Annotated in this window: 23 protein-coding genes; 13 read left to right on the plus strand and 10 right to left on the minus strand. The window is 66.6% G+C overall.

Going from position 1 to position 25,710, the window contains the following annotated elements; all coding sequences use genetic code 11:
* Window positions 1-11 precede the first annotated feature (11 nt).
* The 7 genes from GRI99_RS04910 to GRI99_RS04940 all read left to right on the plus strand — a co-directional run bounded on the left by GRI99_RS04910 (window position 12) and on the right by GRI99_RS04940 (window position 6,628).
* Window positions 12-551 carry a nuclear transport factor 2 family protein gene (locus GRI99_RS04910; protein ID WP_160770938.1) on the plus strand — a complete coding sequence of 180 codons (540 nt, stop codon included), beginning with the start codon at window positions 12-14 and terminating at the stop codon, window positions 549-551.
* 3 nt (window positions 552-554) lie between these two features.
* Complete coding sequence (locus GRI99_RS04915) at window positions 555-1,034, plus strand: nuclear transport factor 2 family protein (protein WP_160770939.1); 480 nt, start codon at window positions 555-557, stop codon at window positions 1,032-1,034.
* A gap of 171 nt (window positions 1,035-1,205) precedes the next feature.
* The gene (locus tag GRI99_RS04920) at window positions 1,206-2,615 is read left to right on the plus strand and encodes an MFS transporter (protein WP_160770940.1); all 1,410 of its coding nucleotides are present in this window, start codon (window positions 1,206-1,208) and stop codon (window positions 2,613-2,615) included.
* On the plus strand, window positions 2,612-4,234 hold the full coding sequence (locus GRI99_RS04925) for a carboxylesterase/lipase family protein (protein WP_160770941.1): 1,623 nt from the start codon (window positions 2,612-2,614) through the stop codon (window positions 4,232-4,234). Before GRI99_RS04920 ends, GRI99_RS04925 begins: the two co-directional genes overlap by 4 nt.
* Before the next feature lie 35 nt (window positions 4,235-4,269).
* Window positions 4,270-4,734, plus strand: coding sequence for a DUF3237 family protein (locus GRI99_RS04930; RefSeq protein ID WP_160770942.1), 465 nt, complete (start codon window positions 4,270-4,272; stop codon window positions 4,732-4,734).
* A gap of 2 nt (window positions 4,735-4,736) precedes the next feature.
* Window positions 4,737-5,207, plus strand: a complete 471-nt coding sequence (locus tag GRI99_RS04935) for a nuclear transport factor 2 family protein (protein WP_160770943.1) — start codon at window positions 4,737-4,739, stop codon at window positions 5,205-5,207.
* Window positions 5,208-5,236: 29 nt separating this feature from the next.
* Complete coding sequence (locus tag GRI99_RS04940; protein ID WP_160770944.1) at window positions 5,237-6,628, plus strand: serine hydrolase domain-containing protein; 1,392 nt, start codon at window positions 5,237-5,239, stop codon at window positions 6,626-6,628.
* Window positions 6,629-6,753: 125 nt separating this feature from the next.
* On the opposite strand, the gene GRI99_RS04945 is transcribed toward GRI99_RS04940, so the two are convergent.
* The 5 genes from GRI99_RS04945 to GRI99_RS04965 are packed head-to-tail and all read right to left on the minus strand — an operon-like array spanning window position 6,754 to window position 10,853.
* Entirely contained in the window at window positions 6,754-7,704 is a 951-nt protein-coding gene (locus GRI99_RS04945; RefSeq protein ID WP_160770945.1) for a fumarylacetoacetate hydrolase family protein, read from the minus strand.
* A complete protein-coding gene (locus GRI99_RS04950) occupies window positions 7,701-8,399 on the minus strand; it encodes an alpha/beta fold hydrolase (protein ID WP_160770946.1) in 699 nt (232 codons plus the stop codon). Before GRI99_RS04950 ends, GRI99_RS04945 begins: the two co-directional genes overlap by 4 nt.
* A complete protein-coding gene (locus GRI99_RS04955) occupies window positions 8,392-9,360 on the minus strand; it encodes a DODA-type extradiol aromatic ring-opening family dioxygenase (protein WP_160770947.1) in 969 nt (322 codons plus the stop codon). Before GRI99_RS04955 ends, GRI99_RS04950 begins: the two co-directional genes overlap by 8 nt.
* Before the next feature lie 12 nt (window positions 9,361-9,372).
* Window positions 9,373-9,837: a nuclear transport factor 2 family protein gene (locus GRI99_RS04960; RefSeq protein ID WP_160770948.1), complete on the minus strand. Its 465-nt coding sequence runs from the start codon at window positions 9,835-9,837 to the stop codon at window positions 9,373-9,375.
* On the minus strand, window positions 9,834-10,853 hold the full coding sequence (locus GRI99_RS04965) for a Rieske 2Fe-2S domain-containing protein (protein ID WP_160770949.1): 1,020 nt from the start codon (window positions 10,851-10,853) through the stop codon (window positions 9,834-9,836). Before GRI99_RS04965 ends, GRI99_RS04960 begins: the two co-directional genes overlap by 4 nt.
* Before the next feature lie 239 nt (window positions 10,854-11,092).
* Between GRI99_RS04965 and GRI99_RS04970 the strand changes: the two genes are divergently transcribed.
* From GRI99_RS04970 to GRI99_RS04985, 4 genes are all read left to right on the plus strand, one after another.
* The gene (locus GRI99_RS04970; RefSeq protein ID WP_202392955.1) at window positions 11,093-13,666 is read left to right on the plus strand and encodes a G8 domain-containing protein; all 2,574 of its coding nucleotides are present in this window, start codon (window positions 11,093-11,095) and stop codon (window positions 13,664-13,666) included.
* Window positions 13,666-16,266: a G8 domain-containing protein gene (locus tag GRI99_RS04975; protein WP_160770950.1), complete on the plus strand. Its 2,601-nt coding sequence runs from the start codon at window positions 13,666-13,668 to the stop codon at window positions 16,264-16,266. Before GRI99_RS04970 ends, GRI99_RS04975 begins: the two co-directional genes overlap by 1 nt.
* Window positions 16,267-16,399: 133 nt before the next feature.
* Window positions 16,400-17,005: a gluconate 2-dehydrogenase subunit 3 family protein gene (locus tag GRI99_RS04980; RefSeq protein ID WP_160770951.1), complete on the plus strand. Its 606-nt coding sequence runs from the start codon at window positions 16,400-16,402 to the stop codon at window positions 17,003-17,005.
* Window positions 17,006-17,019: 14 nt separating this feature from the next.
* Window positions 17,020-18,663, plus strand: coding sequence for a GMC family oxidoreductase (locus GRI99_RS04985; RefSeq protein WP_160770952.1), 1,644 nt, complete (start codon window positions 17,020-17,022; stop codon window positions 18,661-18,663).
* Between the two features lie 75 nt (window positions 18,664-18,738).
* Here the strand turns inward: GRI99_RS04985 and GRI99_RS04990 are convergent, their stop codons facing one another.
* The gene (locus GRI99_RS04990; RefSeq protein WP_160770953.1) at window positions 18,739-18,879 is read right to left on the minus strand and encodes a hypothetical protein; all 141 of its coding nucleotides are present in this window, start codon (window positions 18,877-18,879) and stop codon (window positions 18,739-18,741) included.
* A gap of 184 nt (window positions 18,880-19,063) precedes the next feature.
* On the opposite strand from GRI99_RS04990, the gene GRI99_RS04995 reads away from it, so the two are divergent.
* Together GRI99_RS04995 and GRI99_RS05000 are read left to right on the plus strand one after the other, a co-directional pair.
* Window positions 19,064-20,659, plus strand: coding sequence for a flavin monoamine oxidase family protein (locus tag GRI99_RS04995; protein WP_202392956.1), 1,596 nt, complete (start codon window positions 19,064-19,066; stop codon window positions 20,657-20,659).
* 12 nt (window positions 20,660-20,671) lie between these two features.
* Window positions 20,672-21,088 carry a c-type cytochrome gene (locus GRI99_RS05000; protein WP_160770954.1) on the plus strand — a complete coding sequence of 139 codons (417 nt, stop codon included), beginning with the start codon at window positions 20,672-20,674 and terminating at the stop codon, window positions 21,086-21,088.
* 60 nt (window positions 21,089-21,148) lie between these two features.
* Here the strand turns inward: GRI99_RS05000 and GRI99_RS05005 are convergent, their stop codons facing one another.
* From GRI99_RS05005 to GRI99_RS05020, 4 genes are all read right to left on the minus strand, one after another.
* The gene (locus GRI99_RS05005; RefSeq protein ID WP_160770955.1) at window positions 21,149-23,053 is read right to left on the minus strand and encodes a porin family protein; all 1,905 of its coding nucleotides are present in this window, start codon (window positions 23,051-23,053) and stop codon (window positions 21,149-21,151) included.
* A 70-nt stretch (window positions 23,054-23,123) separates the two neighbouring features.
* Complete coding sequence (locus GRI99_RS05010) at window positions 23,124-23,537, minus strand: c-type cytochrome (RefSeq protein ID WP_160770956.1); 414 nt, start codon at window positions 23,535-23,537, stop codon at window positions 23,124-23,126.
* Window positions 23,534-25,144 carry a flavin monoamine oxidase family protein gene (locus tag GRI99_RS05015; RefSeq protein WP_160770957.1) on the minus strand — a complete coding sequence of 537 codons (1,611 nt, stop codon included), beginning with the start codon at window positions 25,142-25,144 and terminating at the stop codon, window positions 23,534-23,536. Before GRI99_RS05015 ends, GRI99_RS05010 begins: the two co-directional genes overlap by 4 nt.
* A 56-nt stretch (window positions 25,145-25,200) precedes the next feature.
* Complete coding sequence (locus GRI99_RS05020) at window positions 25,201-25,710, minus strand: Rid family hydrolase (RefSeq protein WP_160770958.1); 510 nt, start codon at window positions 25,708-25,710, stop codon at window positions 25,201-25,203.

The following is a 25,710-nucleotide window of genomic DNA, read 5'->3' on the forward strand; positions in this document are numbered from 1 at the left end:
GAGAGGGAAGAATGGACACGACACTGATCTTCGCCGGGCTGGCACTGGTTGCCTTAACCGCGGTGGTAACATGGCGTTTGGCTTCATCTTCCGTCCTGCGGGCCGAGGCGGCCCGCCAGCAGGCCAACATCGATCTGGTGATGGCGATGTGGGAGGGCGTGATCTACCGCGGCGACCGCGAGGCGGTGCTGCGCTATGTCCACCCGGACTACAAGCAGCACAATCCCAACGTCCTGCCGGGGCGGGAAGGCGTGCTGCAACTGGTGGAACTGATCGCCAACCCCGTGCCGGGGATCGAGCCGGCCGCGCACAAGACCTTCAACCGCGCCGTGGCCCAAGGTGACTGCGTGGTGATCATCTGGGACCAGGACCAGCCCGACCCGCACAATCCGGGCGAGACCTATGTCGGCCAGGCGTTCGACATGTTCCGCGTGGCTGGCGGCCAGGTGGTCGAACATTGGGACGATACCCGCAAGAAGGCCAGACCGTGGACCCGCGCTGCCGCGCAGGAAGCGGCCGCCGCTGCCAACAGCCCGACCAAGGAGAACTGACCCGTGGCCAGCTATGCCGAAGACCGTGCCGAGATTGAAAACCTCCAGGCCCGCTACCTGTTCGCGCTCGACTGGCAGGACCCTGATGAATACGCGGGCACCTTCACCGAGGACGGCGTGCTCGACTGGGCCGGGGGAATCGTGACCGGGCGCGAGGCGATCCGCGAGGAATGCCACGGAATGCGCGCCTATTTCTCCGGCCGGTCTAAGGGCGAGGAGGGTGTGCGCGTACCGCGCCTGCGGCATTTCATCACCAACGTGGTGATCAAGACGAAGGGTGATATCGGCTGGAGCCGGTCGTTCTGGTTCGAGATCGACAACGACACCCGCCTGCGCACCCCCTACGTGGGCGGCTATGGCCATTATGAGGACCGCCTGGCGCGGGTGAATGGCGAGTGGTTGTTCACTTTCCGGAAAATCTGGAACGAGTGCATGGCGGATCGTGCGGCGCGCTACGTCAATCCGGTGCGCGAAATGGTGTGATTCTCATTCAACGGCATGGCCTTGTGATGAATGGGATTTCCTGCGAATCCTTATGAGAGGAAACAGTCGGCCCCCCGAGAGACCGGCGCAACCGATGGGAGAAGCCGTGACACGGCAGGTAGCTGAAAGGCCGAAGGCAACGGGCGTCCTGTCTGCGCGGCGAGGTGCGGCGTGAGTAGCGCCACCAGCCTCGCGCCCACTGGCGATGCCATCGACCTGTTCGATACCGCGCGCCTGAAGCCGCGCTTCTGGATCCTGGTGATCCTGCTGATGACGCAGGGCATCTTCGAATTCTTTGACTTCTTCATCGTCGGCTTCCTGGTCAGCGTGATCGGGCCGGAATGGGGGCTGACCTTTGGCCAGACCTCGATCATCCTGCTGTCTGCTGGCGTAGGGCAGTTGGTTGGCGCGATCCCGTTTGCCTGGTTGGCCGACCGCTATGGCCGCAAGCCCGCGCTGATTGCTGGCACAGTGCTCTATTCGATCGCGGCGGGTCTGGCGGCCTTCGTGCCGGATGGCAACTGGGCGCTGTTCGCCTTCCTGCGGTTCATGGTGGGCGTGGGCTATGGCGGCACCCAGATCACCCTTCTGATAGAGATTGCGCCGACGCGGATGCGCACGATCCTGGCCAGCGCCAGCGGCGTGGTGGCCCCCGGCGGGGTGCTGCTGGCATCGCTGCTGGTGGCCAACTACCTGCCAGTGATCGGCTGGCGCGGGCTGGCGCTGCTGGGTTTCACCCCGCTGCTGGTGGCCTTGGCGCTGTGGATCTTCATCCCGGAATCGATCCGCTGGCTGATCTCGCGCGGCCGGCCTGAGGAAGCACGGCTGATCCTGGCGCGCTATGTCCACGTCCCGCTGGAACAGATTCCCTTGCCGCAACCCCCTTCCGATACCCGCGCCGCCAATGTGACCGACCTGTTCCGCTTTCCGGGCCGGGTGCTGATGATCGTGTTCATGACCATGGGCATCGGCATGGCCGGCTTCGGCGTGGCGCTATGGGGCCCCACGATCATGGCCCAGCTGCTGGAAATCTCCACCGCCGAGGTGGCAGGATACTTCGCCTATGTCAGCACCGCCGGTATGATCGGCCGGGCGATCTGGACCATCACACCGCATTACATCGGGCGCTGGCGTTCGGCGCTGATCTGCCTGTGGGGCGCGGCGGCGGCAGTGATCGGCGCGGCGTTTCTCTATCCCTATTTCATCATGGGTGTGCCCGTGCTGCTGGTGTGCCTGGTGGTGGGCGGCGTGTTCTACGATGGCGGGGCTTCCAACACTAGCCCGTTCGGCACAGAGCTGTTCCCGGTGCGCATGGCAGCGCAGGGCGGTGGACTGGTGCAGATGGTCAGCGGCTTTGCCAAGCTGGCCGGGCCGCTGATACTGGCGCTGATCGCCGGCAGCAGCAACCTGCTCTCGCCCGAGGCGACCGAGGCCGCCATCACGCCCGGTTTCCTGACGCTGGCCGCCTTCTCGGTGATGGGCGGCATTGCCCTGCTGGTGCTGCGCTACGAAACCAATGGCGTGCGCATGGCGATCAGCGACGAAGAACTGGAAAACCACCGGCAGAGGGCACGCACATGATCCTTTCCCTCCTCAATCGCCGGGCCGTGCTGGCCGGGACTGCCGGAATGCTGGCAGCAACCTCGTCGCTGGTGCGGGCGCAGGCACCGGTGCTGGCGCCCGCCGTGGTGCGCACCCGCGCCGGCCTGCTGCAGGGTGATGTGGAGCAAGGCGTGCACGCCTTCCGCGGCATCCCCTATGGCGAGCCGACCGGCGGCGCGGCGCGCTTCAAGCCGCCGGTCGCGAAACAGGCATGGGACGGCGTGCGGTCGGCCACCACCTTCGGCCAGCGCAGCCCGCAGACCGGTGGCCTGGGCGGTACCGATAATCCCACCCACGGCGAAGACTGCCTGGTTCTCAACGTGTGGAGCGGTTCTCTGGAGGGCGCCAAGCCGGTGATGGTGTGGTTCCACGGCGGCGGCTGGGAAGTGGGCGGATCGAACGATGCCGTGTCCAACGGGGCTTACCTTGCCGCCGTGCAGGATGCGGTTGTGGTTTCGGTCAACCACCGGCTGAATGTGTTCGGCTACCTCAACCTCTCGGCCATTGGCGGCGAGGAATACGCTGCATCGGGCCATGCCGGCTTGCTGGACATGACGCTGGCGCTGCAATGGGTTCGCGACAACATCGAGGCTTTCGGCGGCGATCCGGACCGGGTGATGATCTTCGGCCAGTCGGGCGGGGGGCGCAAGGTCAGCACGCTGATGGCCACCCCTGCCGCAGCCGGCCTGTTCCAGCGCGCCGGGGTGATCAGCGGCTCCGCCCTGCGCATGGACGACTTCGCCATTGGCCACGATCGGGCCGAGCGGGTGCTGCGCCAGCTCGATATTCCCAAGGCAAACTTCCACCGCCTGCTGGACGTGCCCACCGCCGCCCTGACCGCAGCCGGTATCGAGGCGCGCAACGCCACCGGCCAGTTTCGTCCCTGGGTGGACGGGGCCATCCTGCCGCGCGATCCGTTCGCGCCAGGGGCCCCGCGGCTCAGCGCCCATGTGCCGATGATCATCGGCACCGCGCGCGATGAGATTGCCGCGTTCCTGGGCCCGTGGCCGCAGTATGCGCAGATGAGCGATGCCCAGGTGCTGGCCGAAAGCCAGCCCTTCTTCCCCCCGGGCGAGGCCGCCCCCGCCATTGCCGCCTGGCGCGCCCGCCTGCCGGATATGAGCAACACCGAACTTTTCTCGCGCCTGATCACCGATCGCAGCTACATGCTCGATGCGAACATCCAGGCCGAGCGCAAGTCTGCCCTGCGCCAGGCCCCGGCATATCACTACAACATCGACTGGCAGACCGATGTGGGGCCCCTGCGCGGCGTGACCCCGCACGGCTGGGACCTGCAGTTCATCTTCGGCAACCTGGGCGGACGGGAGTGGGCAGCGGATGACCGGCCCGCACTGGAGCGGCTGCGTTCGGTCATGTCCGGTGCCTTTGCCACGTTCGCCCGCGACGGGGTGCCCGAGCATCCGCAGATGCCGCAGTGGCTGCCCTACGAACCGTCGCTGCGCTCCACCATGCGCCTTGGCCGCACCGTGCGACTGGAATCCGATCCCCTGCAATTCGAGCGCGAATACATGGCGCGCATCGGCACCGAACAGTCTGGCCCGCGCGAGCCTGTGCCCCCGGGCCCGTGGATCCGCTGACCCTTTCCTTTCCACTCACGCATCAAGGACCGCCCATGGAACCGCCCAAACTGGAATATGCTTTCGAGATCAAGGTGCAGCTCAGCAAGCGGTTCCGCTATGGCCCCTGCACCGATGGCATGGAGCGTGGCCACGTTCACGTGCTGGGCGGCCAGATCACCGGCCCGCGCTTCAATGGCCGCGTGGTGCCCGGCACCGGCGGCGACTGGCCGGTGATCCGCCCGGATGGCACCTGCGTGTTCGAGGCCCGTTACCTGCTGGAGGGAGAGGACGGGACCCTGATCCAGTTGCGCAACACCGGTATCCGGCACGGTTCGCCCGAAGTGCTTGATCGTCTGCAGAACTACCAGCCGGTTGATCCATCCGAATACTACATGGCCATCACGCCGGCCTTCGATGCGCCGGAAGGCCCCTATGGCTGGCTGACCCGCACGGTGTTCCTCGGCAAAGCCAACCGCCGCGCTGATGATTCGATCTTCACCTACTGGGCGGTGGTCTAGCGATGGCCGCGCCGGGCTCGCTGTGGCCGGTCGCGCAGGCCATCGCCGATGATGCGATCCTGCCGGCGGCCCAGGCGGCAACGCCCGAGTATGTCGCAAAGACCGCCCGCAATCGCGCAATCATGATCGATTTCGTGACCCTGCTGTACCACGAGAAGAAGCCGCGCGAGGCTTTCGAGAAGTACGTCGACGAAGGCTACATCCAGCACAATCCCAAGATCCCGGATGGCCGCGAAGCTGCGCTGGAGTGGCTGGAGCCGGTGTGGAACCTGCCGGAGGCGCAGATCCAGGTACGCCGCGTGCTGGTGGACGGAGACTATGGCTTCGTCCAGATCATCGGCCGGATGAACAACCAGGATCCGGGCAGCGCGGTGATGAACATCTTCCGCCTGGAAGACGGCATCATCATGGAACACTGGGACGTGACCCAGGCCATGCCCGCCGAGACCGCCAGCGGTCGGCCGCTGGGCTGAGTGCGGCTGACAAGGGGGAGAGGGCAGCGATGCGATGGACGACCTTCCTTGCCGCTGCCCTGCTGGCCACGCCCGCGCTTGCGCAGTCCGACGACGCGGTAGCGCCGCGCGACCACTATGCCGCCTCGCAAATGGCTTCCATGCGGGCGATGAACATCTGTTCGGGCCTGTGGCACGGCGGACTGGACCTGGCCACGATCGAGCGCGAACTGAACGGGCGCGATGCCAGTTTCGGTGTGCTGGCCGACCAGGGTGGGACCGGGATCGACCATCAGGCCCGGATGGTCAGCACTCGCTACACCGACGGCATGCCACCGCGTGTGGTGGTGTGGCGGCCCGTTCTTGGCTGCATCCAGTTACCACCGGGGGCAGGCCCTGACGCTGCGGAATATCTGCCGCGCCTGCCCGGCGATTTCGCGGCTCCGAACCTTGATGACCGGGCGTGGCCAACAGGGGACCGCGATGCCCTGCGCCCCCTGACGGGTGACCGGGCTGCGCGGCTGGACTCTCTGGTGGCCCAGGCCTTCGACGGGCAAACCTTCGGCGGCCGCACGTGGGGCGTGGTGATCGTCCATCGCGGGTACATCGTTGCCGAACGCTACGCAGAAGGCTTCAACCGGCACACAGCGTCGCAGACCCATTCCGCGGCCAAGAGCTTTGCCGCCACCCTTGTCGGGATTGCCCAGGGCCAGGGCATCGTGGCGGTGGAAGACGATCATCTGCTGGGCCAGTGGCGCAGCCCCGGCGATCCCCGCGCAGGGATTTCGCTCGGCAACCTGCTGCATATGGCCAGTGGCCTCAACACGCGGGGGATGGCTCCGCCACGCTTCATGGATGCCTATACCCAGGGGACCGCCGTGCCTGAGGCGGTGGCCGGCAACTTCCTGGCGGCGCGGCCCGGCAGCGAGTTCGTCTACAGTCCGGCAGATACCATGCTGGTGATGCGCGCCCTGCGCGAAGCGCTGAATGATGACGCGCGCTATCTGCGCTTTCCCTACGAAGAGCTGTTCTGGCGCATCGGCATGACGCGCACGTCGATGAACGTGGACGGACAGGGCAACGTCTTCGGCTCCGGCCAGTCGTGGAGCACGGCACGCGACTTTGCGCGGTTCGGGCTGCTTTATCTTCATGACGGCGTGTGGAACGGCGAGCGCGTCCTGCCTGCCGGCTGGGTGGACTATGCCACCACGCCAGCCCCGGCCCAGCCCGCCGAGGGGCCTGGCTATGGCGCCCAGTTCTGGCTTTACGGGCCGCAGCACGGGTTGCCAGAAGGATCGTTCACCCCATCGGGCGGACAGGGGCAGTATGCCATGGCGATTCCTTCTGCCGACCTGGTGGTGGTCCGCCGCGGGACCGACCTCGGCCCGGGTTTCGATATCGCCCGTTTCAGCGCGCAGGTGCTTGCGGCCCTGCAGGATTAACGAGCCACGGCAGCGTCGCTGACAGCCGCGCTTGAGGCGGCCATCACCCCATTTCATGCGCGGGTGAAGTCGGCCGCTAGCAGGTTACCCGCAGCTTGGTCAGCTTGTCGCGTGTGTTTGCCGGTTCAGACCTGGCGAACCGGATTGCTCAGCACGCCAAGGCCGCTGATCTCGATAGTGACATCGCCGAGATAGCCATGGATGTTGCAGCGGGTGATGCCGGGCAGGTTGGGCGCGCCCGGGTCGGCGCTCTCCAGCCCCACCGCCGTGCCCATGGCCACCACGTCTCCGGGCAGCAGGGTATTGGTCCGGCTGATGTGTGACAGGGCCAGGGCCACGCTCCAGACATAGTTGGCTGTGTGGTCCGAGGCGACCAAGCGCGCGTCCATGAAGCAGCGGATGGTAAGGGCGCCAGGGTCAGCCACTTCATCCGCCGTCGTGATATAGGGCCCCAGCGGAGCAAAAGTGTCCGCCCCCTTGTAGCGGCCCGGGTAGGACGTGTGGTGCAGGTCTTCCACGTGGCTGCCATCGGGCTGCCTGCGGTCGATCCGCAGGGTGAAGCTGTCCTCCTCGCGCATCTGGGTGCAGGTGACATCGTTGATGATCGAAAAGCCGAAGACGGCCGCCATCGCCTCCTCGGGCGTGGCATCGGACAGGGTCCGGCCCACGATCACCGCCAGTTCGGGTTCCGGGTGGGTGAAGCCGTATTCGTTGCGGATGCGGATTTCGGCCAGATGGCCGGTGAGGGCTGTGAAGGGCTTCAGGAAAAAGGCCGGATGATCGGTGGGCGCGCGCACCTTGATCTTGTCGAGGCTGCGGTTGTTCAGCGCCACACAGACTACCTTGCATGGGCGGCGTACCGGCGGATGCCACGTGACTTCGGCGGGGTCGAAACTGACCAGGCGGGCCGGATCGGCGGCGGCAAGGTCTGCGGCCACGCGTTCTGTCAGGCCGCTCTCGATCAGGGCGATCATGTCCGGTGGGCAGGTGGTGAAGCTGGCCAGATCGACCAGTCGGCCATCGACCAGCGCCACCAGCCGGTCGGCACCGGCGGCATGAACCGAGGCAAGCTTCATCCTGTCACTCCCAGAAAGCGGACCGCCGCGTCGCGGAACTGCGGCTGGCGGGGCAAGTCGAAGTGGCCCACGCCGGGCAGCACCAGTGGCTCTGCGCCAAGGGCTGCAAACAGGCGTGTTCCCATGGTCATCACGAAATCATCCGCGCCATTGACCACGGCGGCGGGGCAGCGGATGGCGCGCACCCCGGCCTCGTCCAGCAGCGGATTGGGTGGACGGCGCAGGATTGCAGCCACGGCCAGCGGATCGTTCAGCGCCGGGTCCCAGGTCGCCAGAAAGGCGCGCACGCCCGGCGGCGTATCCGGCCCCGCGCCGTGTTCAAGCGCGCTGGCCGCAGTCTCACCCACGGTTTCAGGGGCAAAGGCGTTGTCGCCGATCCCGCCCAGCACCATGCGGCGGACGCGGGCCGGCCAGCGGACCGCGAGATCAAGCGCGATCTTGGCCCCCAGCGAGAAGCCGACTAGGTCCACCGGCCCTTGTGGCAGGCGGGGCAGCAGCGCGGCAGCCAGATCGGCATAGTCTACCGGATCGTGCGACACGCTGTCATGGCCGTGGCCGGGCAGGCGCGGTGCGAATACCTCCCGCCCGCTAGCAGTAAAGGCCTGCGGCCAGCCGCTGGCCAGGAAAGTCTGCTCGGGCGAGCCGCCGCAGCCGTGCAGCAGCACCACCGGTGGCAGCCGGGATTCCTCAGCCATGCACCACCACGGCGCAGACGCCCATCGGCAGCTCATGACTGAAATAGTCGACGGTGATGTCGGAAACTCCCATGCGCCCGGCCGCCGCAGCAGCGGCGATCCACATGCGTACCTCGCCTGCGCCGTTGCCCCCGGCGGCCAGCACCTCCGCATCGCTCCAGCCGTCGAACACGGTCATGTCTCCCCCGGTGAACAGGCGGATGAATTCGGCATCCCACTCGGGCCGGATCTCGCCCACGCCCGGTGTATGTTCCAGCAACAGTCCGTTCACCACCTGCAGGCCGTCGTGCAACTCGGCAAGCCACTGCTCGCGCGACAGCTCGCCGGTGCGTCCGCCGTGCAGCAGGTATTCGCGGGTGCGCGGGTCCTGCACCTCGCGGAACTGGGGGAAGACTTCGCCGGTCTCGTGGCTGAGGCCGCCCGTGCCGATGATCGCCACTTTCAGGCCGGTGCGGGCCGCCCAGTCGCCCACCGCCTCGCCCAGCATCCGGCAGCGACGGAACGTGGGGCGCGGCTCTGCCAGGGCATTGATGAAGACCGGGATGACCGGTTTTGCGGCAATCCCGCCGAAATAGTGATTTAGCGGGGCGGAAAAGCCGTGGTCCACCTCCATCGCGTGGCTGGTGGCAACATCTATCCCTGCATCCACCACGTGGGCGGCGCAGGCATAGGCCAGTTCCGCCGGCACATTCAGCTTGCCGGGAAAGCCGCCATCGTCGGCCACCGCATGGGCCGCCATGCCCACGGCGAAGCTGGGCATCATGGCCATGTGCATGCCGCTGTAATGGTCGGAGCCGAAGGCGATCACCAGGTCCGGATCGAGCGCGGCAATCCGCTCTGCCTGCGCCCGGTAGGCCGCCCAGAACGGGGCGTTTAGCGCGCGGTCCTGCAGCACGGTGAACGGCACATGGGGCACGCAGCCGAGATAGGCCTTGGGCGGCGAACTGGCGGAACTGGTCATCCGGGCGGTCCTTCAGCGAGCGAATGCGGCAGCGCCGGGGCCCACGAACACGGTGGCGGCGCTGCGGTGATGGTAGAGCCAGCGCCCGTCGGGCTGGCGGCGGCAGAGATCGTGGAAATCGGCAATGCCTGAAGGCTCGGTGGCAGGCAGGGGATGATCGCCGTTGCCGGTATGGACCATCACGGTCGAGCGCACCCGCACGCTGCCATCGGGCTGCGGCAGAGCCAGGAAATTGCTGGCCAGGTGGCGCGTGGTGCGCCCGCTGGCCCGCATTCCCGCCTCGCGCTCGGCAAAGAAAGCGGCAATGGCGGGCAGGCCCTCCAGCTGCAGCTTGCCCAGATCGAACACGGCATCGGGCGCGAACATCTCGTCCAGCGGAACCGCTTCAGTCAGGTCCGCCAGCGCCCAGTAACGGGCAGCAAGCTGCTGCAAGGCCATAAAGTCTGTTGCGGGCAGGTCGGGGGCGGGCACGATCACCGGCCCCCCTCCTCGGCAATCAGCCGGTCAAGCAGCAGGCGTGCGCGCACGGCGGCCACATCGGTCTTCAGCATGGCCGGTTTCAGCGCAAACAGGTCGTGCGTGCCCATCATCTCCTGGCATTCGCGGATCATCGGCTCGTCCTCTTCCGCAAAGGCCTTGCGGGCAACGTCCGCAATGATCGCATCGAGGCCCCGATTGTCGATCGCGGCATTACGGCCCATCGCGTAGAAATAGTGGGTGCGCCGCTCATTCTCCGGCACCAGCAGATGGGCGGTGGGCAGGAACAGCCCTTCGTCATCCGGCCCGTCCACCTCGTTCATCCGGAAATCGAGCATCAGGCTGCTGGGCGGATACAGCGCCATCATCGCCCGCACATCGGTGCGCCGGTCGCCCCACAAGGGGGCCAGGCCGGGCGATGCCGCCACGTCCTTGAACAGGTAGTCCGAATGGACGACCTGGCCTTCCTGCCGGAAGCGGTGGTGCATCTTCTCGCCCATGTATTCAGGCGAGGAAATGGAATTGGCGTGCAGGATTGCCGGGTGGGTCAGGTCCAGCAGGTTGTCGATGATGAGCTGGTAATGCGCCTCCACGCTAAGATAGCCGAACACGGTGGCATAAGCAGGATCGACCACGAAGCCCGTGTCCACCACCGGCGTTTCGGCGGCCAGCGCCGGATCACCCAGCCACACCCACACCACGCCCTGGCTTTCGATCACCGGATAGGTGCGCAGGTCGGCGTTCTTCGGCAGTTCGCCGTCGCCATGCGGGTTGTGGATGCAGCGCCCGCCGCGGTCGAAAACCAGCCCGTGGTAGGGGCAGGTTATCGTGTCACCGGCGATGGTCCCCCGGTGCAGCGGGGCAAAGCGGTGGGGGCAGTTTCCCTGCACAGCCGCCGCTGCACCATCTGCCGCACGGAACACGAGCACCGGCATGTCGAGCATGCGCCGCGCAATCGGCCCGGCATCCAGCTCGTGCATCCAGCCCGCGCAGTACCACCCGTTCTTGAGGAACATGGCTTGTCTCTCTCCCCCGCGCCCCGCTGTCGGGATCGCAACCGCCTGCCGGAAGGCGCGCGGCCGGGATGATGCTGACACAAGTCCTGCGCCAAGCAAAGCCCGGGGCCGGTCGTGTCGGCTCAACTCCGACAATTCTGATACATTAAGCCGGGTTGGCAAAGCGCCCGAACCAATGCAAATTCCGGACATTGTTAACGACCGGGCGGGAAAGCGCGGCGTTAGGGGGAGAGATACCGATGGCCGCGAACCTGCGCATCCTGCTGGCTGCCGTGATGGCACCTGCCGCCCTGCTGCTGGGCAGTCCTGCCCTGGCGCAGGATGACCACGCCCACATGCATCAGGCGCCACCAGCCCCGTCCGGCCCGATAGCACGCCAGCAGGCCATGTGGTCCGATCCCGCCGCTTGGCCAGATGGACGGGTGCCGCAGGCGGGCGATGCGGTCACCATTCCGCGGGACAGGCACATGGTGCTGGATGTCGAACCGCCGGCGCTACGCAGCCTTACCATCCAGGGCAAACTGAGCTTTGCCGATACGCGCGACCGCGAGCTGGCGACCGAGTGGATCTATGTCCAGGGCGGCGAACTGGAAATCGGCACTGAGGCTAGCCCCTACCAGCACCGGGCCACGATCACGCTGACCGACGCTGTGCCGGGCGAGAACATCAACACCATGGGCGACCGGGGCATCATGCTGATGGCCGGCACGCTGAACCTGCACGGCAACCGCGCGCACAGCTGGACCAAGCTGGCCCGCACAGCGGAGCGCGGGGCCCGCGAGATCGAAGTGCTGGATGCCGGTGACTGGCGGGTGGGCGACCAGATCGTCCTCGCCTCCACCGATTTCGATCCGCGCCAGGCCGAACGCCGCCATATCGCCGCCATTCGCGGCAATGTGCTGACGCTGGACCAGCCGCTGGAATACATGCACTTCGGCCAGATCACCTATGGCGTAGACCAGCGCGGCGAGGTGGGGATGCTGTCACGCAACATTGTGATCCAGTCATCCGAGGATTCGCAGGGCAATGGCTTTGGCGGGCACATCATGGCGATGATCCAGTCGAAGATGTACGTTAACGGCATTGAGCTGAACCGCATGGGCCAGCACATGAACCTGGCCCGCTATCCCATCCACTGGCACATGATCGGGGAAGGGCAGGGGCAGTACATCCGCAATTCGGCCATCCACGATACCTACAGCCGCTGTGTGACCGTGCACGGCACCAACAACCTGCGGGTGGAAAACAACGTCACCTTCAACAACGTGGGCCACTGCTTCTTTCTGGAAGACGGGGCGGAAACGGGCAACCAGTTCGTCCGTAACCTGGGCATCATGACCAAGTGCCATCCCACCCTGCCGTGCCAGCCCACCAACCTGGTGCTGGCCCACCAGGGGACCGATGGCCAGCGGTCGCCCCACGTGCTGATCCCTTCCGACAACACGGCCAGCACCTTCTGGATCACCAATCCGGACAACGTCTATCGCGACAACGTGGCAGCGGGATCGGACCAGATCGGCTTCTGGATCGCCCTGCCGCAGCATCCCACCGGCCAGTTCGAGGGGACCGAGGTGAGCGCCCGCACATGGCCCCGCCGCACGCCGATCCGCGAGTTTTCCGGCAACATCGCGCATTCCAACTTCGATGGCGTGATGTTTGATCGCGGCCCGCGCCCTGATGGCACGTTCAACATCGGCGGGGCAGGGCATATCAGCCGCGCCGACCCGGGGGACGAGGCAAGCGAGCTGGTCCCCTCGGTGATCGACAACCTCACCGCCTACAAGAACCGCAACGGCGGCATCTGGAGCCGGGGCGAGTATCACCTCTACACCAACCTCAAGCTGGCCGATAACGCCATCGGCTTCACCCACGCCGCCAGCGCGCCGGGCATTGCGCCCTACACCTCGCGGGTGGAGAACGCGCTGTTCGTGGGTGAGAGCGAAAACGTGGGCAACCCCACGCGGCCGGAAGAAGTGGCCTATGGCCGCAGCCTGCCGGCCGAGTCCCCGGACTTCCCGATCCGCGGCTACGAGTATTATGACTATCACCACCAGGTGGTGAACAGCCGCTTCGTCAACTACGTGGCCAATGACCTGCGCGATGCGGGCGCCATCTCCTACCTGCTGTTCACCAGCTTCGGCATGAGCACCGAGAACTCGGTGGAGGGCCTGACCTTCGAGAACGCCAAGCCGGTCAGTTTCCCGCCGATCACCCGGCGCTGGGCATCGGACTATGGCGGCCGCGCCGCGTATCGCAGCGCCGCGTTCCACGACATCGACGGATCGGTGGGCGGCATCCCAGGCGCGACGATCGTGATCGACAACGGCATCGCTTCGGACGAGGCGACCTGCGTGGCCCGGCAGAGCTGGAACGCGGCCATCTGCCGTGGCGATATCGGCCGCCTGAACATTGCGGGCGATTTCCCCGATTTCGGCAACCAGCCGATTGCCGATCCGGTGATCCTGATCCGCAACGGCCATCGCTTCGAGTACAATGGCGAAACCACCATCGGCAGCGGGGCCGAACTGGAGGTGAACACGGCCAAGGATGACCTGACCGTGCACCTGCGCGAGATGGACCAGGGATCTTTCGTGATCCTGGAACTGCCCGGCTTCGCCAGCGCCGCCAGCGGCGTGCGGGTGGACAGCCTGGATGCCCTGCGCGCCGCCAGCCAGACGGCCTGGTTCCGGGACGATGGCAAGCTGTGGGTCAAGCTGGTGGTGGAAGATGCCACGCCCGATGGTCCGGTGGTGGTGCGGGTGGGTGCCTTGCGCGCCCAGGCCAGCATCGATGTCAGCCGGCTGGGGGGCTGATGCCTGTGCGCTCGCTGCTGCTTTTCGCGCTGGCCGCCCTGGCCCTGGTATCCGGCACTGCGTCGCTGGCGCAGGGCGGGCACGATCACGAGCACATGGCCGATCCGGCCCCGCTCGCGCCGGTGGCCCTGCGCCAGGCGCGCTGGTCCGATCCCGCCGCCTGGCCTGACGGCCGGGTGCCGGCAGCGGGCGACGCGGTGACCATCGCCCGCGACGTGGATATGGTGCTGGACGTCTCGCCCCCGGCGCTGCGCAGCCTGACCATCCAGGGCAAGCTGACCTTCTCCGACGAGCGTGACCTGGCGCTGACCACCGAGTGGATCTATGTCCCCGGCGGCGAACTTGCCATCGGCAGCGAGGCGCGGCCTCATCGCCACCAGGCCTCGATCACGCTGACCGACACCGTCAAGGACGAGAACATCAACACCATGGGCGATCGCGGCATCATGCTGATGCGCGGCACCCTGAACCTGCATGGCGACCGCGCACATGGCTGGTCGAAGCTGGCGCGCACCGCGCAGGCTGGCGCAACGCAGATCGAGGTGCTCGATGCCGGTGACTGGCGGCAGGGCGACGAGATCGTTCTGGCCTCGACCGACTTCGATCCGCGCCAGGCAGAACGGCGCACCATCACTGCGATCAACGGCAATACCATCACCCTCGACCGCCCGCTGGAATACATGCATTTCGGCCAGATCACCTTCGGCGTGGACCAGCGTGGCGAGGTGGGGCTGCTCACCCGCAACATCCGCATCCAGGCGTCCGAGGATGCCGACAGCACCTATTTCGGCGGCCATATCATGGCGATGGTCGGCTCGAAGATGTATGTCTCGGGTATCGAGCTTTCCCGCATGGGCCAGCACATGCAGCTGGCCCGCTATCCCATCCACTGGCACCTGATCGGCGAGGGTGAGGGGCAGTACATCCGCAATGCGGCGATCCACGATACCTACAGCCGGTGCGTGACGGTGCATGGCACCAACAACCTGACGATTGAAAACAACGTCACCTACAACACGGTGGGCCACTGCTTCTTCCTGGAAGACGCGGTGGAGACGGGGAACCGGTTCATCCGCAACCTGGGCATCCAAACCAAGTGCCACCCCACGCTGCCCTGCGTGCCCACCAATCTGGGGCCGGGCGGGTTAAACGCGGGACCGGCGGGGCAGACCGGCCATCCCGTGCTGCTGCCCAGCGACAACACCGCCAGCACCTTCTGGATCACCAATCCCGATAACATCTACCGCGACAACGTGGCCGCCGGATCGGACCAGACCGGCTTCTGGTTTGCCCTGCCGGAACATCCCATCGGCCAGTTCGAAGGGACCGAGATCAGCGCCAACATCTGGCCGCGCCGCATGCCGGTGCGCGAGTTCAGCGGCAATGTCGCCCATTCCAACTTCGATGGCCTGATGTTCGATCGCGGGCCGCGGCCCGACAACACCTTCAGTGTGGGTGGCAGCAATTACCACGTGGCCCGCGCCGATCCGGCCAATCCGGACAGCGAAGCGCTGGTTTCGCGGTTCGACAACTTTACCGGCTACAAGAACCGCCACGGCGCGGTGTGGGGCCGGGGGGAACTGCACCTGTTCACCAACCTGCGCGTGGCCGATAACGCCATCGGCTTTACCCACGCTGCCGCTGCCGTGGGCCGCACCGAATACACCTCGCGGGTGGTCGACTCCGTATTCGTGGGCGAGAGCGAGAACGTGGGCAATCCGCGCACCCCGGCAGAGATCGCCTATGGCCGCAGCCTGCCCAACGACATGCCGGATTATCCGATCCGGGGGTACGAATACTATGACCTGCGGCATGAGGTGATGAACACCCGCTTCGTCAACTTCGCGCCCAATCCCACGCGCGATGCAGGTGCGCTGTCCTACCTCATGTACACCAGCTTCGGCATGAGCACCGAGAACACGGTTAGCGGTGCCACGTTCGAGAACGCCAAGCCGGTCAGCTTCCCGCCGGTGGTGCGACGCTGGTCGTCGGACTTCGGGCGGCAGAACGCCTGGCGCGGGGCGACTATCCACGATCTCGATGGCTCTGTCGGCGGGCTGCCGGGGGCCTATATCGTGCTCGACAATGGCATTGCTTCGGACGAACAGGCCTGCGACCTGCGCCCGGCATGGGGCGCGGCGGTGTGTCAGGGTGATTTCGGTCGCTTCAGCGTGGGCGGAAACTTCGGCTTCGGCAGCGCGCCGATCCCCGATCCGGTGATGATGAGCCGCAACGGCCGACGGTTCGAATACACCGGCGAAACCACCATCCGCAGCGGGGCGGAAGTGCGGCTGGAAACCAGCCGGGCCACCCTTTCGCTGGCCTTGCGCGAAATGGAGAACGGTTCTTCCGTAGTGTTCGAACTGCCCGGCTTCAGCACTGCTGCGGGCGGGGCGGAGCAATCCAGCCTGGACGCGCTGCGAGATGCGAATGAAACCGCGTGGTTCCGCGCTGATGGCACCTTGTGGGTCAAGCTGGTCGTGGACAACGCGGCCGGCCTCAATGTGGCGATCGGCCGACCCGGGCAGGGCGTCAGCACCGTGGGCACGGGGCCGGGCGGGGCATTCACCGCTGGCGCCGCGCTGGACGTCAGCCGCTAGGGAGCGGAATCGCAGGCAAGCCATAGTCTGATCGCCGGATCCGTCCGGCGGTCAATGGGGCGTTTGGCGTATTCCCTGATCGGGCAATGCAGGGCTGTTTCCGGGGGCCGCAAGGCCAGACCCGGAGTGCCCAATGGAAGCCCCAACATCTTCACGGCGTCAGTTCCTGAGCGCCATCGGCAACCTCGCCAGCGCGACCTGGGTCACCATGCACTGGCCGCAGATCGCGCTCGCCGCCGAACACGCCGGCCACGGTGATGCGGCCGGTGCGCCCACAGGCATTTCCACGCTGACCGCTGCCGAAGCGACCGAGATCGATGCCATCGCGGCGCAGATCGTGCCTGGCGGCATCACCCGCGAGGCAACCGTCATCAACTTCATCGACAACGCGCTGGGCAGCTTCTGGTCAGGGCAACTGCCGGCCTTCCGCGAAGGGCTGGCCGGGTTCAATGCCGCCCATGCCGCGCAAGGCGGCACGGGGCCGTTCTCCGCCGCCACGCCGGAACAGCAGGTCGCCTTCCTGCACACGGTGGACACGACGCCGTTCTTCATGGCCGTGCGCCGCCTGACCGTGCTGGGGCTGATCGCCCTGCCCAAGTACGGCGGCAACAAGGACTACCTGGGCTGGGGCCTGCTGGGGGTGGAGAACCGCCACTTCTGGACCGCGCCTTTTGGCTACTACGACGTCGATTACCCCGGTTTCATGCCTTATCCCGGCACCAATCCGATCACTGCCTGAGAGCGGAGCTTCCCATGCCCACCACCTATCGTACCAGCGACACCGTCGATTTCATTGTCGTGGGGTCCGGCTCTGCAGGCGGCATCATGGCGCGCGAGCTGGCCCAGGCCGGCCACAGCGTGGTGGTGATGGAGCAGGGGCCGCGGCTGGACGCGCACGAGTTCGAGCATGACGAGCTGAAGTACCGCCAGCTTTCCGGCATCACCAACAACCCCGCCACCAGCCCGCAGACCTTCCGCCGCAACGAGAACGAGGTGGCGGTGCAACGGGCCAGCAACTCGCTGACCTATGCCCGCGTGGTGGGCGGCAGCAGCACCCACTTCAACGCCAACTTCTGGCGCCTGCACGAGATCGACTTCCACGAGCGCAGCGTGTGGGGCGCGATCGAGGGCGCGGACCTGGTCGACTGGCCGATCACCTACGCCGAACTGGAGCCCTACTACTGCAAGGTTGAATGGGAGGTGGGCGTATCGGGCCTGGCCGGGGCCAGCCCCTTCGCCAGCTTCCACAGCCGCCCCTATCCGATGCCGCACCTGCCGATCAAATCGTCCGGCGTGCTGCTGGAAAAGGGCGCGCGGGCGCTGGGCCTGCATCCGTTCCCCTCGCCGATGGCGATCAACTCCACTGTGTACAGGGGCCGCCCGGCCTGCGTGCAGTGCGGCCTGTGCGGCGGCTTTGCCTGCGAGGTGAAGGCCAAGAACTCGTCGGTCTGGACGGTGATCCCGGAAGCCGAAGCCACCGGCAACTGCGAGGTGCGCAGCGAAAGCTATGTCTTCCGGATCGGCGTGAACGATGCCGGGCGGGCCACCGGTGTCCACTATTTCGACAAGGACCGGGTGGAGCATTTTCAGAACGCGCGCGCCGTGGTGGTCTGCGCCAACGGCTCGGAAACGCCGCGCCTGCTGCTGAATTCCGCCACGCCCGCGCATCCTGATGGCCTGGCCAACTCCAGCGGCGCGGTGGGGCGCTACCTGATGTTCAACAAGGGCGGCGGTGCCGCTGCGCGGTTCGAACATCCGCTGAACGAGTACAAGGGTGCCAACGTCACCATGATGCTGCACGACTGGTACAACGCCGATCCGGCGCGCGGCTTCTATGGCGGCGGCGGCTTCACTGCCCGCTCCGGCGGCCCGCTGACCTGGGGGCAGAGCGTGCCGGAAGGCACGCCCACCTGGGGCCAGGGTTTCAAGGAATACCTGGAAAGCTACACCTACTGGATGAACCTGGCCGGCCACGGCACCTCGCTGGCGCGGGAGACCAACCGGATCGACCTTGACCCGGAACTGAAGGACGCCTGGGGCATCCCGGCCATGCGCGTGACCTATACGGACCACCCGGATGACCTGAAGCACGCCCAGTTCATGATCGACCGGGCGGTCGAGATCATGGATGCCGCAGGCGCTGTGCAGATCGATCCGGGCCATGTGGACCTGGCAACGGGCGGCGTGCACCTGCTGGGCACCTGCCGCATGGGCGACGACCCGACCCGTTCGGTGATCGACAAGTATCACCGCACCCACGACGTGCGGAACCTGTTCCTGTGCGACGGGTCCAGCTTGCCGACCTCGACCCGCGGCCAGCCGACCCACACGATCGAGGCGCTGGCCTTCCGCGCCGCGCACCACATCAACGAATTCGCCGCCCGCAACGAGATTTAGGGGACGCAGAAAGGGGGCAAGCCGGACCGGCTGCCCCCTCAGCGTAACCTGGCTTGAGGATAAGAGGCGAAAGCCTCAGCGGGTGGCCGAAGCGTCCGCGTGGATCATCTCGACAACCGGCTGCACCAGCTCGGCCGCGCGCACCGGGCGCGGGGGCCAGAGGATGGCGGGAACGGCCAGGGCTACGGAGGTGGTGAACAGGGTAACGCCGCGCATGGACTTGTCCTTCGCTTCGATTTCGAAGGTGCCACTCTCGCGCGGGCGGCATACGCAGGACATACGCCAAACGGCGTATCCCAAAAGCCCCCCGCCAGGCGGATCGTCCCCCTGACAAAGAGGCAAAGGGCCCGCCAGAGTCGCGTGTTGCGAAGCGGGGCCCCTGCCACAGCCAGGGGCGCACATGGACGACCAACCCGCATTTACGATGAACAAACGCCAATTGCTGTCGATGATCGGCGCAGCAGGCGGGGCCACGGCCATGATGATGGCGATGGGCCAGCTGGGCCAGGTCCACGCCTCCACCTTCAAGGGGCCGATTGCGCTGGAAGGCGGGGCCAAGGGCAAGAAGGTGCTGATACTGGGCGGCGGCGTTTCGGGCATGGTCTCGGCGCTGGAGCTTTCCCGCGCGGGCTATGCGGTGGAAGTGCTGGAATATCAGGATCGCGTGGGCGGCCGTGCCTGGACCATCAAGGGTGGTGACACCTTCACCGAGCTGGGCGGCGCCACGCAAACCTGCGAATTCGCGCCCGGCAACTATATCAATCCGGGCCCCTGGCGCATTCCCACCGAACATGGCGGGCTGATCCATTACTGCCACCAGCTTGGCGTGGGGCTGGAGCCGTTCCAGCAGCAGAACTACAACGCCTATCTCCACTCCACCGATGCCTTCGGCGGGGTGCCGCAGCGCTACAAGACCATCCAGGCAGACTATTACGGCCACGTTTCCGAACTGCTGGCCAAGGCCGTGCGGCAGAATGCGCTGGCCGACAGCGTGACCGCCGAAGATGCCGAACTGCTGCTGGAATCTCTGCGCAGCTGGGGCGCGCTCGATCGCAACATGCGTTATGTGAAGAGCAATGCCTCGGCCAGCCGACGCGGGTGGGACAAGGGGCCGGGCGGGGGCCTGACGGCCGTGCCCATCCCCTCCGAGCCGCTGGATGTCCACACCGTGCTGCAATCGGGCCTGTGGCGCTCCATCGGAGGCAACCTGACCAACGAGCACCAGTATGCCATCTTCCAGCCGGTGGGCGGCATGGGGTCGATCGCTGCGGGGTTCGAGCGGGCCGTGGGCCACCTGATCCGCCGCAACAGCAAGGTCACCGAGATCCGCCAGAGCGAGCGCGGCGTTACGGTCAACTTCCTCGATACGAAAACGGGTGAGCGACTGAGCACCAGCGCGGACTACTGCATCTGCACCATTCCGCTGTCGGTTCTGGCGCAGATCCCGCTGAACGTTGGCCCCACGCTCGCTTCGGCAATCAGCGCCGTGCCCTATCGCCCCAGCGTGAAGGTGGGCCTGGAGTTCAGGCGCCGCTTCTGGGAGCAGGACGAGCAGATCTATGGCGGCATCACCAGCACCAACCTGCCGATCAGCCAGATCTCCTATCCCAGCTATGGCTACGGCTCGCAGGGGCCGGGCGTCCTTCTTGGGGCCTATACCGGCGGCTCGATTTCCTACGAGCTGACCGCCCAGTCCCCGGCCGAACGGGTCCGCCGCGTGGTCGAATGGGGCAAGCAGATTCACCCGCAATACTCGACCGAGTTCATGAACGGCGTAGCCGTGGGCTGGCACCGCGTACCCTGGACCCTGGGCTGCTTCGGCATCTGGACCGAGGAGAGCCGCGCCGCGCACTACGATAACCTGTGCCAGTTGGACGGCCGGTTCATGATCGCAGGCGAGCACGCCTCCTACATCGGTGGCTGGATCGAAGGGGCGGTAACCTCGGCCCTGGATGCGGTCACCCGTCTCCACCAGCATGTGCAGCAGGCAGCGTAAGGGTTTTCGACAATGATCAAGCAAGCAATCGCCCTCGCCGCCGCCAGCGTGACCCTGGCCGCGGCCCTTGCCGCCACCGCCACGGCGCAAAGTTCACCTGTGTCCGGCGATGCCGCCTCTTCTGCGCCCACCGCCGTCTCGGCCGTATCGGGCGAGGATACCTACCAGCACCTGTGCGCCGCCTGCCATATGCCCGACGCCATGGGCGCTGCGGGCGCGGGTACCTATCCGGCGCTGGCCAATAACCAGCGCCTGATCGCCAAGGGCTATCCGCTCTACGTGGTGCTGAAGGGCAAGAACGGCATGCCGTCGATGGCCGACATGCTCACTGACCAGCAGGTGGCCGACGTGGTCAATTACGTCCGCACCCACTTCGGCAACAGCTATGCCGACCAGGTGACCGTGGCGGAGGTGGCGCAACTGCGCTGAGCTGGGACAAGCTACACAGCGGAGCGCCCGTCCGGAGAAATCCGGGCGGGCGTTCTGCCGTCAGAAGTCGGCGATGAAGGCCAGGCTGGCGTGGCGGCGCGGGCGATAAGTGAAGCCGCCGCTGGACGAGACGTTCCAGCTATAGGTGTTGGTGACGTTGTTGACCTGGGCGCGGACCAGCGCGTTGGTGGTGCCGATGGTGAAGCGATAGCGCATTCCCACATCGATGATTTCGGGCCCCGGCGCCATCAGTGTCCCCGCGGCATTGCCCACTTGCGGGCCAAAGCTGTTGACGCTGACATCGAAGGACAGCGGGCTGGTGCCGCCGTTCAGCCGCCAGTCCGCATCGAAGATGATCTTGCGGCGTCCGGTGCCCACCGGGCGCGGGCCGATCAGCCCGTTGTCCACCAGCAGCCCGTCGATCCGGGAATCCAGCAACACCGCGCCCGCAACGATGTTCAGGCCCGGCAGCACCGTTCCCGCCAGGCTCAGTTCGGCCCCTCGGTTGGAGTTGGAGCCAAGGTCGCGGAAAACCAGTGCCGGGTCCACGTTGTAGTAGGGCTTGGTGATCTTGAACACGCCGGCCACCAGCCGCATGCCGCCCGGCAGCGCAAAGCGCAGGCCCAGGTCGCTCTGCCGCGTGCGCAGGGCGGGCGGGGCATCGCCCTGGTTGACCGCGATATCGGGCGCCAGCACGGCATCCTCGAACCCGCGCACGTGGCCGCCGTAGAGCACCAGTGCCGGTGTCAGGAACACCGATCCGGTCAGGCTGCCGGTCAGCGGGCTGTCGCGGATTTCCACGTCCTCGCGCGCCGGGGCGGCGAAATCCACCCGCTTGCGATAGGTCGACTGGGTGACTGAGGCATCGAGCGACCAGTTGCCCGGGCTGGTGGCGCTCCAGGCAAGGCCCAGACTGCCTTGGCGCACGCGGTCGACGTTCTCGGCCCCCAGGGTGATGGCGGGCAGGGCGCGCACGTCGCGCAGCAGTAGCGTGCTTTCGCCCAGGTTGATGCGCTGCTGGCCGCCGAACAGGCGCTCGCCATCGCGGCCCCGCACGCTGGCGATGATCTTGTGTGCCACGCCGCCCGTCAGCAGGCTGCGGGTGATCCGAAATTCGCCCGAAGTCACATCGTTGCGGTTGTTGCCATCGGCCACGATCACGCGCGCCGGTGTGGTGCCATCGGCGCGCAGGCGGGTGAACAGGTCGGAGAAAGTCTCCGGCACCCGGCTGCCCGACCGGAACAGGCCGGCATCCACCCGCCAGTTGCCGAAAGGCAGTTGGGCCACCCCGCCATACAGGCTGCTGGTGTTGTCCTTCAGCGCCCAGGGCTGCGACAGCAGTTCGCGCCGCCGGTATTCGGGCGGCAGGTAATCGCCATCGGGGAACACCACCGGGGCTGCCGGATCCTGCCAGAAGCGGTATTGCGAGGCAAAGGCGATGATCTGCGCGCCCTGCCACGGCCGCACCGCCAGCGTGCCGCCCAGGCCGGTGTTTTGCGCCCGGCCCCCTTCGTGCCGCTCCTGCTCGCGCACATTGACCGAGAAGGTGACGCCGGCATTGTCGCCCAGCGGGATGCTGCCATCGGCCAGCAGGATGGGCGAGGCATACTGGCCCAGTTCCAGCCGGGTGCTGACGCCCAGGTTGCCGAAATTGCTGTACAGGCTGTAGTCGACGATCCCCGTCGGCGCGGGGAAGGCATAGCCCTGGGCCGTCAGCCCCACGCGGATCACGTTGCCGGAAATCGCCCGCCCACCCGGACCGGATGCCTGCGCGAAATACAGGCCGTTGATGCGGCTGTTGCCCGCCTCCACCGGCGAGAAGCCACGCACATCGTCGGTCCCGTAAAGGCCCCCGCGTTCGTTGCCGACCGACTGGCCGAAGGCATCGTCGGCACTGGTTACGGCGTTGTCCTCGGTGCGGCTCAGTTGCGCGGCTGCCGGATTGGCAAGCAGCGTTAGCGGCATCAGGGACGCCAGCAGGCGCAGGGAACTCGGTATTGAAGGCATTGGTCGGTCAGCCGATCTGTTGTTGGCCTCAGCTATCCCCGCCGGCAGCGGCGATGGCCTGTTCCACCTCCGCCACAGTCACGGGATCGGGGTAAGCGTTGAAGTGGCCGCGCACGTGGTTGAGCACGGCGGCGATCTGCTGGGGCGTCAGCATGTCGGTGAACCACGGCATGCCGCCGCTGCCGTTGACCAGAATGTCGATGGCATAGGCCTTGTCGGCCAGCCGGGGGTTGTCGGCCAGGGCAGGGATGCCGGTGCCCGCCCCGCTGCCGCCGCGCGCATCGGCCATGTGGCAGGCCTGGCAGATCTGCCGGTAGACTGCCTCGCCCTCTGCGCTGATGGACACGTTGGTGGTGCCGCCGGCGCTGTCCTGCGCCCGCAGCGCAGCCAGCGGAATTGCCGCAACGGCGGCAAGCAAGACCACGAAAGCCGGTGACTTCATGCGGCGGTGGCCCGCTGGTGCAATTGCTCGATGGCGTTGAGCGCGGAGAGCAGCGATCCCTCCATCCACCCGCCGTAGTAGGTGGCATGTTCACCCGCCAGCACCACCCGGCCGTCCATCGTGACCAGGTTGGTGTAGTGCTGGGCGCGGCTCGCATCCGTCCAGCGCGAGGTGCAGCCCTGGATCCACGGCATGCGGCTCCACGGGACCGATACGCCGGAGATGAATTCGCGGCGGTATTCGGCCGGGTGGAATACCGAGCCCTGGTCCAGCGCCACCTCGATCCGCTCGGCGGGGGTCATGCCGGTCAGTTGCAGCGCGCCCGCCCCGTTGGCGAACGCCCCCAGCAGCACTGCGGGGCCATCCTGGAAGAACTTGTCGTTGGGATAGGACAGCTGCGAGATCGCCTGGTCGGTGAAGCTGTGCCCGCCATAGATGGCATAGTCTTCCTCCCAGAAGCGGCGGCGCATCTCCAGCCCGATCTTGAGCTGGCCATTCATCGGCACGGCGCGGACGGCGGCCAGCAGGGCATCGCTTGCCTGCAATTCGATCTGGCTCAGCACCGGCGGGGGGATGGTGCACACGCACCAGTCGGCCTTGGTCTGCCCGGTCTGACCGGTAGCATTGTCGGTCCAGTCTACCGTCACGCCGCTGGCATCCTGGGCGATCTTTGCCACGCGGGTGTTTAGACGCACCATGGCGCCAATCTGGCGCATGAAGCCGGCGGCGATCTGGTCCATGCCGCCCTTGGGCTGGAACATCGTCGTCTGCATCACATAGTTGAAATAGAAGCCCATCTGCGTCCACACGTTGGACGAGAGGACATCGGCCAGCCCGTTGGGAGTGGAGGCGGTGGGGGCCGGGTCCAGCCCGCCGCCGGGCGGGATGTCATAACCGCGCTGGCCGGACAGGGCGATCGAAGGGGTGAAGGCCATGTTGCGGTCCAGCACGCCCCATTCGCGCATGGCGACCAGCAGCTTCTCCTTGTCCTCGGCAGAAACCTTGCCGTCCAGCGCGCCATCGTTCAGCGCCTTTCCCAGCAGTTCGGACACGTGGCCCTTGAAGTCGACCGCCAGCTCCTTGTAGCGCTGCGGCTGGCCGCCGAAGGCGTTGCTGCGGTGGATCAGGCCGTTGTGGTTGTTCTGGATGAACGGCTCCAGCTCCACCCCCAGCGTCTTGCAGTAATGCAGCAGCGTGCGGTGGTGGTGCGGGATGCGCCAGGGGCCGGGGTTGATGTAGTTGCCGGGCGCAAACTCGCAGGTCTGCGTGGCGCCGCCCACTTCAACGATCCGGTCCCCGCCGCGCACCGAATAGTTCCGTCCGCCAGCACGGTCCTGGTATTCCAGCACCTGCACGCTGTAGCCCGCACGGCTCAGCTCCAGCGCCGCCGCCAGGCCTGCCAGCCCGGCACCCAGCACCACCACGCTGGCCCCGGGCCGCGCACCGGACAGCACCGGCGGCCCGGTGAACTGGGTTTCCGCCGCATGGCCCAGCGCGGTCATCGCCTGGTACATCGCAGCCGCCCCGCCCATCGTGCCGATCATCCCCAGTAACTGGCGGCGGGTGGGAACGGCGATCTGGTCGGTCAGGTCGGATGCAGCAGGCATGGCGGGGGCAGTCTTTCGAGCGAGGGAAAGTGTGGCAGGCAGCGCTGGCAGGTCGATCAGGGCGCGACGGCGGCGATGCCTTCGATCTCCACGTACATCTTCTCCCGGCCCAGCGCGGCGATCTGGATGGTCGACCGGGTGGGGCGGTTGGGCTGTTCGGGCGTGCCGAAATAGGTGGCGAACACTTCGTTCATGGCGGCCGAATCCATCCGTCCGCCGGTTTCGGGCGTGCCGACAAGGAACACGGTCAGCTTGACCAGGTCGCCCAGGCCCAGGCCCTGAGCCTCCAGGGCCGCCTTGATGCGCTCAAGCACCGAGATCGTCTGGGTGCGCGTGTCGCCAAAGTCTTCCGGATTGGCGGGATCGAGCGGCGCGGGCGTGGTGCCGGAAACGAACACCAGGCGGCTGCCTTCGGGCACCAGTGCCATGCTGGCGATGCGCGCGGTGGGCGAACCGTAGACGCGCTCGATCGCGGCTTCGGGGACATCTTGTGCGGCGGCAGGGGCGGCAACGGCGAAACCCGCCAGCGCGAGGGCGAAGGCGGGAAGGTACTTGGTGGCATTCAT

This window comes from Alteraurantiacibacter buctensis (assembly GCF_009827655.1).
GTDB lineage: Bacteria > Pseudomonadota > Alphaproteobacteria > Sphingomonadales > Sphingomonadaceae > Alteraurantiacibacter > Alteraurantiacibacter buctensis.